Source organism: Streptomyces sp. NPDC005761 (genome assembly GCF_040630635.1).
Lineage (GTDB): Bacteria > Actinomycetota > Actinomycetes > Streptomycetales > Streptomycetaceae > Streptomyces.
This window is the reverse complement of sequence record NZ_JBEXXX010000032.1, coordinates 29,869-41,265: the sequence shown is the minus strand read 5'-3', so window position 1 is coordinate 41,265 and position 11,397 is coordinate 29,869. Positions and strand designations below refer to the sequence as shown.

Annotated in this window: 11 protein-coding genes; 8 read left to right on the top strand and 3 right to left on the bottom strand. The window is 71.3% G+C overall.

Features of this window, described 5'->3' with window-relative positions:
- The first annotated feature begins 16 nt into the window (after positions 1-16).
- Positions 17-991: a YafY family protein gene (locus tag ABZ434_RS25735; protein ID WP_359141371.1), complete on the top strand. Its 975-nt coding sequence runs from the start codon at positions 17-19 to the stop codon at positions 989-991.
- A gap of 9 nt (positions 992-1,000) precedes the next feature.
- On the opposite strand, the gene ABZ434_RS25730 is transcribed toward ABZ434_RS25735, so the two are convergent.
- Positions 1,001-1,780 carry a phosphatase gene (locus ABZ434_RS25730; protein ID WP_359141368.1) on the bottom strand — a complete coding sequence of 260 codons (780 nt, stop codon included), beginning with the start codon at positions 1,778-1,780 and terminating at the stop codon, positions 1,001-1,003.
- Positions 1,781-1,854: 74 nt separating this feature from the next.
- Entirely contained in the window at positions 1,855-2,478 is a 624-nt protein-coding gene (locus ABZ434_RS25725) for a TetR/AcrR family transcriptional regulator (protein ID WP_359141365.1), read from the bottom strand.
- 132 nt (positions 2,479-2,610) lie between these two features.
- On the opposite strand from ABZ434_RS25725, the gene ABZ434_RS25720 reads away from it, so the two are divergent.
- The 4 genes from ABZ434_RS25720 to ABZ434_RS25705 are packed head-to-tail and all read left to right on the top strand — an operon-like array spanning position 2,611 to position 8,462.
- Entirely contained in the window at positions 2,611-4,218 is a 1,608-nt protein-coding gene (locus ABZ434_RS25720; RefSeq protein WP_359141362.1) for a carboxyl transferase domain-containing protein, read from the top strand.
- Between the two features lie 13 nt (positions 4,219-4,231).
- On the top strand, positions 4,232-6,310 hold the full coding sequence (locus tag ABZ434_RS25715) for an acetyl-CoA carboxylase biotin carboxylase subunit (protein WP_359141470.1): 2,079 nt from the start codon (positions 4,232-4,234) through the stop codon (positions 6,308-6,310).
- Positions 6,307-7,260 (top strand): hydroxymethylglutaryl-CoA lyase, encoded by a 954-nt coding sequence (locus ABZ434_RS25710; protein WP_359141359.1) that lies wholly within the window; start codon positions 6,307-6,309, stop codon positions 7,258-7,260. The genes ABZ434_RS25715 and ABZ434_RS25710 overlap by 4 nt, the downstream gene beginning before the upstream one ends.
- Before the next feature lie 35 nt (positions 7,261-7,295).
- Positions 7,296-8,462, top strand: a complete 1,167-nt coding sequence (locus ABZ434_RS25705) for an acyl-CoA dehydrogenase family protein (RefSeq protein WP_359141356.1) — start codon at positions 7,296-7,298, stop codon at positions 8,460-8,462.
- Between the two features lie 64 nt (positions 8,463-8,526).
- Here ABZ434_RS25705 and ABZ434_RS25700 read toward each other — a convergent pair whose 3' ends face one another.
- Positions 8,527-8,766, bottom strand: a complete 240-nt coding sequence (locus tag ABZ434_RS25700; protein WP_359141353.1) for a hypothetical protein — start codon at positions 8,764-8,766, stop codon at positions 8,527-8,529.
- A 359-nt stretch (positions 8,767-9,125) separates the two neighbouring features.
- On the opposite strand from ABZ434_RS25700, the gene ABZ434_RS25695 reads away from it, so the two are divergent.
- The 3 genes from ABZ434_RS25695 to ABZ434_RS25685 all read left to right on the top strand — a co-directional run bounded on the left by ABZ434_RS25695 (position 9,126) and on the right by ABZ434_RS25685 (position 11,384).
- Positions 9,126-9,920, top strand: a complete 795-nt coding sequence (locus ABZ434_RS25695) for a GntR family transcriptional regulator (protein ID WP_359141351.1) — start codon at positions 9,126-9,128, stop codon at positions 9,918-9,920.
- Entirely contained in the window at positions 9,917-10,585 is a 669-nt protein-coding gene (locus ABZ434_RS25690) for a YdcF family protein (RefSeq protein ID WP_359141348.1), read from the top strand. The genes ABZ434_RS25695 and ABZ434_RS25690 overlap by 4 nt, the downstream gene beginning before the upstream one ends.
- A 241-nt stretch (positions 10,586-10,826) precedes the next feature.
- Entirely contained in the window at positions 10,827-11,384 is a 558-nt protein-coding gene (locus ABZ434_RS25685; RefSeq protein ID WP_359141345.1) for a hypothetical protein, read from the top strand.
- The last annotated feature ends 13 nt before the right edge of the window (positions 11,385-11,397 follow it).

Genomic DNA, 11,397 nt, shown 5'->3' with positions numbered 1-11,397 from the left:
GGGCAGTGTTCGGACCATGCTGGAAACCTCCGCACGCCTGCTCAGACTGCTGTCCCTGCTCCAGTCGCCGCGCGAGTGGCCGGGCACCGAACTCGCCGAACGGCTGGGGGTGAGCGGCCGCACGGTGCGCAACGACATCGAGCGGCTGCGCACCCTCGGCTACCCGGTGGACGCCACCCGGGGCTCCACCGGCGGCTACCGGCTGGCCGCCGGCGCGGCGATGCCGCCCCTGCTGCTGGAGGACGACGAGGCGGTCGCGGTGACGATCGCCGTGCGCACGGTCGCACGGAACGCGATGCCGGGCATGGAGGAGACCTCGCTCCAGGCGCTGGCCAAGCTCGAGCAGGTGCTGCCGTCACGGCTGCGCCGGCGGGTGCGGGCCTTGCAGGAGTACACCCTGCCGGTGCCCGCCGACCGGCCCGATTCGGGCATCGGCACCGAGCTCCTGATGACACTGGCAACGGCCTGCCGGGACCGCGAACGCCTCCGGCTGGACTACCGGGACCATGCGGGGACCCCGACCCGCCGGCTGGTCGAACCCCAGCGCGTCGTCAACTGGGGGCGCCGCTGGTATCTCGTCGCCTGGGACGTGGACCGTGACGACTGGCGGATGTTCCGGGTGGACCGCATCACGCCGCGCACGCCGTCGGGCCCGCGCTTCGCGCCGCGCGAGGACCCGGAGGGGGACGCCGCCGTCTACGTGGCGGGCAAGGCGTCGGCGGCGGCCTGGCGCCACCGGGCGCGGGTCACGGTGCACGCGCCCGCGGCAGCCGTGCTGGAGCGGATCAACCCGGCGGTGGGCGTGGTGGAGGCCGTCGACGAGAGCACCTGCGTGCTGGCCACGGGGGCGGACTCACTGGACAGCCTCGCCGTCCATCTCGGGATGCTCGGCCATGACTTCACCGTGACGGAGCCCGCCGAGCTGGTCGCGCATCTGCGCGACCTGGCCGCGCGGTACGCCCGCGCCACCCCCGTACCGCCCGGGCCCTGAGCCGCCCGTTCAGAGCAGCCCGGCCGCGTCCAGCAGGTACTCGGTCAGCGGGTCGTAGAAGCGCGGGTCCAGCACGTGGTCGTCCAGTGGGACGGCCACCTGGAGGGTGCCCTCGGCCTCCCCCAGGAACAGTGCGGGGTCGTTGCAGTCCGCGTATCCGATGGCGTCCAGCCCGCGCTGCGCCGCGCATCCGGCCCAGCCGTGGTCGGCGACGACCAGGTCGGGCAGGGGGCGCCCCTCCCGCTCCAGGCCGTCCAGGATCGCCGCCATCGGGGCCGGGGAGTGGGTGTGCCAGAGGGTCGCGCCGCGCTCCTGCACGGCTACGTCGGCGAACTGGAAGACCATGCCCTCGTCGGCCGTGAGCCCGGACGGGATCCGCATGATCTCGCAGCCGGCCGCCCGCAGCGCGGCGGCGGTCTGCCGGTGGACGTCCAGGAGCCCACCCGGGTGACCGGTGGCGAAGAGCACCCGCTCCGTGCCGTCGGCCGCCTTGCGCAGTCGGGCCGCGGCCCGGTCCAGGGCGGCGACGGTGAGCTCGGGGTCGATGGTGTCCTGGCCGAACCGGTGCTCCGGGTCGTCGCTGACACCGCACCTCTCGGCCATCACCGCGAGGACGTCCTGTTCGTCGCGCCACCGGTCGCCGAGTTCCAGCCCCAGCCAGAAGTGGCGGTCACCGTTGGCCAGCTTGCGGTAGTGGGACAGGTTGTTGTCGCGCGGGGTCGCGACGTCTCCCGCTATGCGCGTACGGACGAGGTGGTCGACGAGGGCGGAGCGGCTGGGTATCGGCATGAACCCATTGTGCCGTGGGATGTGCGCAGCGTGCTGGCCGTATTGAGGGGTGGGCGACCCCGGTCCGGAGCCGCTCAGCCCTCTTGGCGGGCTCCCGCCGCGGCGAAGGCCCCCCGGGCCAGCCGGTGCAGCAGCGCCGCGGTGTCCGTGCGGCCGGGCAGCGCGCCGGGGCGACCGAGGTGGGGGGTGGAGTTCAGCAGGCCGAAGACCGCGTGGACGGTGGCGCGGGCCTCGTGCTCGGGGAGGGCCGGGTAGAGGTCGCGGACGACGGCGACCCACACCTCGACGTACTCACGCTGGAGGCGGCGCACCCGCTTGCGGTCGGCTTCCCGCAGGCGGTCCAGCTCGCGGTCGTGCAGGGTGATCAGGGGGCGGTCGTCGAGTGCGAAGTCGATGTGGCCCTCGATGAGCGCGTCCAGGAGCGCTTCGGGGGAGCTGTCCCCGGAGGCGTCCTCGGAGACCCGCAGCTGCCCGCCGGCCAGCAGCCGCTCACTGATGCCGACGAGCAGCTCGGCGAGCATCGCGTCCTTGCCGGGGAAGTGCCGGTAGAGGCCGGGGCCGCTGATGCCGACGGCGGCGCCTATCTCGTCGACGCCGACACCGTGGAAGCCGCGCTCGGCGAAGAGGCGGGCGGCCTCCTTGAGGATCTGCTCGCGGCGGGTGGGGGCCGCGACGCGGGCGGCGGCATGGGTGCTCATGTTGAGTCATTCTAGACAGGCGCGTTAGCGGTCGTTAACCTGTGAGGACGTTAACGCTCACTAACAACTTCTCCCGCTGACGATCACGGGTGAGGTCGTCACACTGCGGTACGGGCAAGGGGGCTCGACAGGATGCAGCAGGCACCGGTGCTGGCGAGCGCGGCCGATCCCGCCTCGGAGGCCTGGCAGGCCAACGAGGCGGCGCATCACGCGCTCGCCGACGAGCTGCGCAAGCGGCTCGCCACGGCCAGGCTCGGCGGGGGTGAGAAGGCCCGCGCCCGGCATGTGGCGCGCGGCAAGCTGTTGCCCCGGGAGCGGGTGGACACCCTGCTCGACGCGGGCTCGCCCTTCCTGGAGCTGGCCCCGCTGGCGGCCGAGGGGCTGTACGGGGGCGCCGCACCGGCCGCAGGGGTGATCGCAGGGATCGGCCGGGTCAGCGGCCGGGAGTGCGTGATCGTCGCCAACGACGCGACCGTCAAGGGCGGCACGTACTACCCGATGACCGTGAAGAAGCACCTGCGGGCCCAGGAGGTGGCGCTGGAGAACCGGCTGCCGTGCCTGTACCTGGTCGACTCGGGCGGCGCCTTCCTGCCGATGCAGGACGAGGTGTTCCCGGACCGCGAGCACTTCGGGCGGATCTTCTACAACCAGGCCCGGATGTCCGGGGCCGGTGTCCCGCAGATCGCGGCGGTGCTGGGGTCCTGCACGGCAGGCGGGGCGTACGTCCCGGCGATGAGCGACGAGGCCGTGATCGTCCGCAACCAGGGGACGATCTTCCTGGGCGGGCCGCCGCTGGTGAAGGCCGCGACCGGCGAGGTCGTCACCGCCGAGGAGCTGGGCGGCGGCGAGGTCCACTCCCGCACGTCGGGGGTCACCGACCACCTGGCGGAGGACGACGCGCACGCGCTGCGGATCGTGCGGAACATCGTGGCCACGCTTCCGGACCGGGGCGCGCTGCCCTGGTCCGTACAGGCGGTGGACGAGCCGAAGGTGGATCCCGCCGGTCTCTACGGGGCCGTGCCCGTCGACTCCCGGACTCCGTACGACGTGCGCGAGGTGATCGCCCGGGTCGTGGACGGCTCGCGGTTCGCCGAGTTCAAGGCGGAGTACGGGACGACGCTGATCACCGGTTTCGCGCACATCCACGGCCACCCGGTCGGCATCGTCGCCAACAACGGCATCCTGTTCTCCGAGTCCGCCCAGAAGGGCGCGCACTTCATCGAGCTGTGCGACCAGCGCGGCATCCCCCTGGTCTTCCTGCAGAACATCTCGGGCTTCATGGTCGGCCGCGACTACGAGGCCGGCGGCATCGCCAAGCACGGCGCCAAGATGGTCACCGCCGTCGCCTGCACCCGCGTGCCGAAGCTGACCGTGGTGGTCGGCGGGTCCTACGGGGCGGGCAACTACTCCATGTGCGGCCGGGCCTACAGCCCCCGCTTCCTGTGGATGTGGCCCAACGCGAAGATCTCCGTCATGGGCGGCGAGCAGGCCGCGTCCGTCCTCGCCACGGTCAAGCGCGACCAGCTGGGCGACGACTGGAGCGCCGAGGACGAGGAGTCGTTCAAGGCCCCGATCCGCGAGCAGTACGAGACCCAGGGCAACGCGTACTACGCCACCGCCCGGCTCTGGGACGACGGCGTGATCGACCCGATGGAGACCCGCCAGGTGCTGGGGCTCGCCCTGACCGCGTGCGCCAACGCCCCCTTGGGCGATGCCGGCTTCGGCGTCTTCCGGATGTGAGGAACAGATGACGATGTTCGACACGGTTCTCGTCGCCAACCGCGGCGAGATCGCGGTCCGGGTCATCCGGACCCTGCGCGAGCTGGGGGTGCGCTCGGTCGCGGTCTTCAGCGACGCGGACGCGGATGCCCGGCACGTACGGGAGGCCGACACGGCGGTACGGATCGGGCCCGCACCGGCGGCCGAGAGCTATCTGAGCGTGGACCGGCTGCTGGAGGCGGCCCGCCGCACCGGCGCGCAGGCCGTCCACCCCGGCTACGGCTTCCTCGCCGAGAACGCGGGCTTCGCGCGGGCGTGCGAGGACGCGGGGCTGGCCTTCATCGGGCCGCCCGCCGCCGCCATCTCGCTGATGGGCGACAAGATCCGGGCCAAGGAGACGGTCGCCGCGGCCGGTGTCCCGGTGGTGCCCGGCTCCTCGGGCAGTGAGCTGACCGACGGCCAGCTCGCCGAAGCAGCGCATGAGATCGGCATGCCGGTCCTGCTGAAGCCCTCGGCGGGCGGCGGCGGCAAGGGCATGCGGCTGGTCCGTGACCCGGCGCTGCTCGCGGACGAGATCGCCGCCGCGCGGCGTGAGGCGCGCGCCTCGTTCGGCGACGACACGCTGCTCGTGGAGCGGTGGATCGACCGGCCGCGCCACATCGAGATCCAGGTGCTGGCCGACGGACACGGCAACGTGGTGCACCTCGGCGAGCGCGAGTGCTCGCTCCAGCGCCGCCACCAGAAGATCATCGAGGAGGCGCCGTCGGTCCTGCTCGACGGGAAGACCCGCGCGGCGATGGGCGAGGCGGCCGTGCAGGCCGCCCGCTCCTGCGGGTACGTCGGCGCGGGAACGGTCGAGTTCATCGTCCCGGGCAACGACCCCGACTCGTACTACTTCATGGAGATGAACACCCGCCTCCAGGTGGAACACCCGGTGACTGAGCTGATCACCGGCCTCGACCTGGTCGAGTGGCAGCTGCGGGTCGCGGCAGGGGAGCAACTTGCCCACGGGCAGGACGACATCACCCTCACCGGTCATGCCGTCGAGGCCCGGATCTGCGCCGAGGACCCGGCGCGCGGCTTCCTGCCCTCGGGCGGCACGGTGCTGGCGCTGCACGAGCCGCAGGGCGGCGGGGTGCGGACGGACTCGGGGCTCGGCGAGGGCGGCGAGGTCGGCAGCCTGTACGACCCGATGCTGTCGAAGGTGATCGCGTACGGCCCCGACCGGGCGACGGCGCTGCGCCGGCTGCGGGCGGCGCTCGCGGACACGGTGGTCCTCGGCGTCCCGACCAACGCGGGCTTCCTGCGCAGGCTGCTCGGGCACCCCGCCGTGGTGGCGGGCGACCTGGACACCGGCCTGGTGGAGCGCGAGGTGGAGGCGCTGGTCCCGGAGGGGGTGCCGGAGGAGGTGTACGCGGCCGCCGCACTGCTGCGGCAGCACTCCCCCGCCGGCGCCCGTACACCCGGGACCTGGTCCGACCCGTTCTCGGCCGGTGACGGCTGGCGGCTCGGCGGCACCCCGGCGCGCACGGTGCGGCACTTCCGGATCCCGGGCCACGACCCGGTCCAGGTCGGCCTGCGGCCGCGCGGCGCGGGCGCGGAGCTGACGTTCGGACATGTCGGGGAGGGCGCGCAGCCGCCGGCCCCCGAATCGGGCGCCTGCGGTCCGCTGGGGCCGCTGCCCGGCAGCGCGGAGACGGCCAGGGCCCTGTCCGTCGACGAGAGCCGGATCACTCTCGAACTCGCCGGTGTCACGCACTCGTTCGCGTACGCCGTGGCCCCGGAGGGCCACTGGCTCGGCCGGGACGGCGACACCTGGCACGTCCGGGACCACGACCCGGTGGAGGCGTCACTGTCCGGCGCCGGCCGCTCCGGCGCGGACACGCTCGCCGCGCCCATGCCCGGGACGGTCACCGTGGTGAAGGTGGCCGTCGGGGACGAGGTCGTGGCCGGACAGAGCCTGCTGGTCGTGGAGGCGATGAAGATGGAGCACGTCATCTCCGCCCCGCACGCCGGCACGGTGACCGAACTCGACGTGACCGCCGGGACGACGGTGGCCATGGACCAGGTCCTGGCCGTGGTCACCCCCTCGGCCGCCGGGGAGGAAGCATGACCGCCACCGACCGCCCCCTGCCGATGACCGTGGCCGCGCCGGACCTGCCCGCCCGGGTCCGCATCCACGAGGTCGGCGCCCGCGACGGGCTGCAGAACGAGAAGACGGTCGTGCCGACCGAGGTGAAGGCGGAGTTCATCCGCCGGCTCGCGGTCGCCGGTCTGACCACGATCGAGGCGACGAGCTTCGTCCACCCCAAGTGGGTGCCCCAACTGGCGGACGCGGAGCAGCTCTTCCCGATGCTCGGCGACATCGCGGACGTGGGCGACGTCGCGCTCCCGGTCCTCGTACCGAACGAGCGGGGACTCGACCGGGCCCTGGCACTCGGGGCCCGGAGGATCGCCGTCTTCGGCTCGGCGACGGAGACGTTCGCGGCCCGCAACCTCAACCGCACCATCGACGAGTCACTCGCCATGTTCGAGCCCGTGGTGGCCCGCGCCAAGGCGGACAAGGTGCACGTGCGCGGCTACCTGTCGATGTGCTTCGGCGACCCGTGGGAGGGATCCGTCCCGGTCCACCAGGTCGTCCGGGTCGCCAAGGCGCTGATGGACCTCGGCTGCGACGAGCTCTCGCTCGGCGACACCATCGGGGTCGCGACCCCCGGCCACGTACAGACCCTGCTGTCCGGGCTGAACGAGGCGGGTGTGCACACCGACACGATCGGGGTGCACTTCCACGACACGTACGGGCAGGCCCTGTCCAACACCCTCGCCGCGCTCCAGCACGGCGTCTCCACCGTGGACGCCTCCGCGGGCGGCCTCGGCGGCTGCCCGTACGCGAAGAGCGCGACCGGCAATCTCGCCACCGAGGATCTCGTGTGGATGCTCGAGGGCCTCGGCATCGAGACCGGGGTCGATCTCGACGAGCTCACCGCCACGAGCGTGTGGCTCGCCGGGCACCTGGGCCGGCCCAGCCCGTCCCGTACCGTCCGCGCACTAGCGGCGCAGTGAACACCTTGAACACCCCACAAGGAGTGAACGTCCCCATGTCCCTGGACCACCGGCTGACCGCCGAGCACGAGGAACTGCGACGCACCGTCGAGGAGTTCGCCCACGACGTGGTCGCGCCGAAGATCGGCGACTTCTACGAGCGTCATGAGTTCCCGTACGAGATCGTGCGGGAGATGGGACGGATGGGCCTGTTCGGGCTGCCGTTCCCGGAGGAGTACGGCGGGATGGGCGGCGACTACCTCGCCCTCGGTATCGCCCTGGAGGAACTGGCCCGGGTCGACTCCTCGGTGGCGATCACCCTGGAGGCCGGGGTCTCCCTCGGCGCGATGCCGGTGTTCCGCTTCGGTACGGAGGAGCAGAAGCGGCAGTGGCTGCCGAAGCTCTGTTCCGGCGAGGCTCTCGGCGCCTTCGGCCTGACGGAGCCTGACGGCGGCTCGGACGCGGGCGGCACCCGCACGACCGCCGTGCGCGACGAGGCGACGGGCGAGTGGGTGATCAACGGCTCCAAGTGCTTCATCACCAACTCCGGTACGGACATCACGGAGTTGGTGACCGTCACGGCGGTGACGGGCCGCAAGGAGAACGGCGCGCCGCGCATCTCCTCGATCATCGTCCCGTCCGGCACCCCGGGCTTCACGGTCGCCGCCCCGTACTCCAAGGTCGGCTGGAACGCCTCGGACACCCGGGAGCTGTCCTTCACCGACGTGCGTGTCCCTCTGGAGAACCTGCTGGGCGAGGAGGGCCGGGGGTACGCGCAGTTCCTGCGGATCCTGGACGAGGGCCGTATCGCCATCTCGGCACTCTCGACGGGCCTGGCGCAGGGCTGTGTGGACGAGTCGGTGAAGTACGCCGCCGAACGGCACGCGTTCGGGAAGCCGATCGGATCCAACCAGGCGATCCAGTTCAAGATCGCGGACATGGAGATGCGGGCCCACATGGCCCGGATCGGCTGGCGGGACGCGGCGTCACGGCTGCTGGCGGGCGAGCCGTTCAAGAAGGAGGCGGCGATCGCCAAGCTGTACTCGTCGACCGTGGCCGTGGACAACGCCCGCGACGCGACCCAGATCCACGGCGGCTACGGCTTCATGAACGAGTACCCGGTGGCGCGGATGTGGCGCGACTCGAAGATCCTGGAGATCGGCGAGGGCACGAGCGAGGTGCAGCGGATGCTGATCGCGCGGGAGCTGGGCATGTCGGCCTGAGGGATTTCGGTACGGACGGGGCGGATCCGGATGCCGGGTCCGCCCCACCGGCTGTCGCGACCGGTCACCGGGCCAGGCTCTTGTGCTGCTGCTGCCACAGCGCGGCAATTGCACGCAGCTGCCTGTGCTCGTATGCCGTACCGGGCCGCAGGGAAGCGGACCGGCTCCGCCAGGAGACACCGGTAGGACGCGACAACGTGACGATCGGCCCGCCGAACGCGTCGACAACGCCGACCATGTCATGGGCTCGGTCGAAGACGACCATCCCGATCCGGATCGCCGGCGGGCTCGGCCGAACCCTCACGCCTCGCTCTCCGGAATTCTGTAATCGGGGCACAGCGAGTGCCCGCACTCACACGGTGGCCAGCGAAGCGCCGCGCCGGGCACGAGGTCGGCTCCCTCCGCCCCGGGCTCGGCCTTCGGAACGATGAGGACGCCATCCGTTCCGGACCTTCCCGTCAACAGGGAAAGACGCTGCCGCGCCTTGCTGGCACCTGTCATGCCACGACACCTCTCAGTTGACCCACGTCTGGAAGCCGCACATACGGAACCGCAGTCCTGGGACTGCCTCAACGGATCGTTGATGACTCACAGTCCTAGGACTGTCAACAGTCTTGGGACTGTGTTTGACTGCTCCTTGAGAGGTTGCGAGAGGAGTTACGCATGGCGCCCAAGTGGCGAGAACTGGCGGACAGGCTGGCCGGTCAGATCCGGAGCGGCGCCTACTCGCCGGGGGAGCAACTGCCGCACATCAGGGATCTCGTCGAGGCCGGCGAGGGCTCAAAGTCCACCGTCCATGCGGCGTACAAGGCCCTGGAAACGGAGGGGCTGGTCACCTCGTCACGCGGGCACGGCACCGTCGTACGGCAGACGCCCCCTCTCAAGCGCCTCGGCACCGATCGGTACGACAAGGCCAAGTGGCGCGACGGCGACGAGGTGGCCTTCATCGCCGACCGCGTGGCTTCCGGGCGTGGTCACAGCCGCGACGACCAGACGCAGACGGTGAAGCGTGTCGAGGCGCCACCGGCCGCCGCTGCCGCACACGGGCTGCCCCCCGGCTCCTTCGTGTACGCCCGCGCACGGCTCGTGAAGGAGGCCGGGCAGCCGACGCACGCACTGACCAGCTACTACCGTCCCGATCATGTCGAGGGCACGCGCCTCATCGATCCGGCCCCGGGCCCCGCGGGCCGCGGTGGCGGCTTCCGCGTGCTGTACGACGCGGGTTACGAGATCGACCACATGCGAGAGGAACTGTTCGCGCGCGCTTCGACGCCCGAGGAGTCGAAGCTGCTCATGCTGCCCAGCGGTGAACCAGTCGTCGAACTGCACAGGACCGCGTACACGGCCGACGGAACCGTCGTGGAGTTCGCGATAGGCGTGCACGCCGCCTCACGATTCAGATGGTCGTACGACTTCGACGTTCCGGACTCGTCCCACGGCAAAGGTGAGCCGCGTTGATCTCCGCTCAGTCCCGTTCGGACGCCCAACTCGTCTGGGACCACCACCTGATGCACCACGATCCACGCCCCTGCTCGGTCGCGATCGGGCTCGGAAGCCATGACCTCGGGGTCGCGGATGCGGCCGTGGATCTCTACCAGCGGGGCATGATGCCCCTCATCGTCTTCACCGGCGCCACCAGCCGCACCACCCGAGCACGCATGCCCCGTGGCGAAGCCGTGCACTACCGGGAACGGGCTCTCGAACTCGGCGTCCCCGACAGCGCCCTGCTCACCGAACCGCATGCCCGCAACACGGGCGAGAACATCAAGTTCTCCCGTGCGTTGCTCGACGAGGCCGGCGTCGTGGTCTCTACCGCGCTGCTCGTCAGCAAGCCATACGAGGAACGGCGCGTCAACGCCACCGCGCGCAAGCTGTGGCCGGGAGTCGAGTTCGTGAGCGCGTCGGCCCCTGTCACGTTCCAGGAGTACCTGGAATCCGTGAAGGACGACCGCATGGTCATCGACATGCTGGTCGGCGCATTGCAGCGCCTGATGATCTACCCGGCACAGGGCTTCATGGCATCCGACCCCGTGCCCGACGAGGTGGCTGCCGCGTACGAGCGGCTGCGCCGAGCGGGTTTCACGAGCCGGCTGGTCGCGGACGGCGCCGGTACGCCTTTCTGAGGCGTCCGTACATTCGACGGCTGCGCGCCCGGGATGGCAGAAAGCGAGGGGCGACCGCGAGGCACGGGCAGAACACGCAATCCCCGTGGACAGCCGCGATGCTGCGTCGTTCCGGCACCCTACGAACACGTACATTGCCGGAGTGCGGCATGCCGCGAGCCGGTGAACCCGCCTTAACGTGACCCGTGTTCGCCACCGACACCGGCCGGCCGGGCGAAAGCGCATCGGGAAGGGGGACCGTATGTTCTCGGTCGCTTGGGGGGTGTTCGCGACGGCTTTCGGCTGGATCATCGCGACCGATTTCCGGGGAGCCGCCCATCGCTTTCACGCGTACTCCCACGCCGCCACGCCGTTCAGCGGTGCGGTGGAGCCGCCGCTGGGCGTCGGCTTCTTCCGCGTACTGGCAGGGGTGTTCGGCCTGATCGGCCCGGTCGCCCTGGTCAGCGGACTCACGGACATGTGGCGCGGCAGGGCGGGTCCGGGCGATCTCCCACCGGCTCCCGCCTGGTTCGTTGCGGCAGAGGTGATGGTCCTCGGTGCCGTCCTGCTGAGTACCTGGCGGCGTTCCGGAGTGCTGCGCCGCGCGTGGGAAGCCGGCAACGTCCTGCAGCGTACGGCTCTTGCCGTTCTCACCTCATCGGCGGTCGCCTTCACCGTAACTTTGGGCTTCGGCTCGGACATGTGGATGATGGCCAGCTGGCTGGCCGGTGGCTTGTGCGGGCTGGTCCTCGTGACGAGCAGCCGGTCAGGCACCTCGCCGGAAACCGGATTCACCACCAGGGACTCGTCGGATTCCTGAACACGCGACACCG

Coding starts and splice junctions, on each gene's coding strand:
- ABZ434_RS25735 (WP_359141371.1), top strand. CDS start 17: ATGCTGGAAACCTCCGCACGCCTGCTCAGACTGCTGTCCCTGCTCCAG.
- ABZ434_RS25730 (WP_359141368.1), bottom strand. CDS start 1,780: ATGCCGATACCCAGCCGCTCCGCCCTCGTCGACCACCTCGTCCGTACG.
- ABZ434_RS25725 (WP_359141365.1), bottom strand. CDS start 2,478: ATGAGCACCCATGCCGCCGCCCGCGTCGCGGCCCCCACCCGCCGCGAG.
- ABZ434_RS25720 (WP_359141362.1), top strand. CDS start 2,611: ATGCAGCAGGCACCGGTGCTGGCGAGCGCGGCCGATCCCGCCTCGGAG.
- ABZ434_RS25715 (WP_359141470.1), top strand. CDS start 4,232: ATGTTCGACACGGTTCTCGTCGCCAACCGCGGCGAGATCGCGGTCCGG.
- ABZ434_RS25710 (WP_359141359.1), top strand. CDS start 6,307: ATGACCGCCACCGACCGCCCCCTGCCGATGACCGTGGCCGCGCCGGAC.
- ABZ434_RS25705 (WP_359141356.1), top strand. CDS start 7,296: ATGTCCCTGGACCACCGGCTGACCGCCGAGCACGAGGAACTGCGACGC.
- ABZ434_RS25695 (WP_359141351.1), top strand. CDS start 9,126: ATGGCGCCCAAGTGGCGAGAACTGGCGGACAGGCTGGCCGGTCAGATC.
- ABZ434_RS25685 (WP_359141345.1), top strand. CDS start 10,827: ATGTTCTCGGTCGCTTGGGGGGTGTTCGCGACGGCTTTCGGCTGGATC.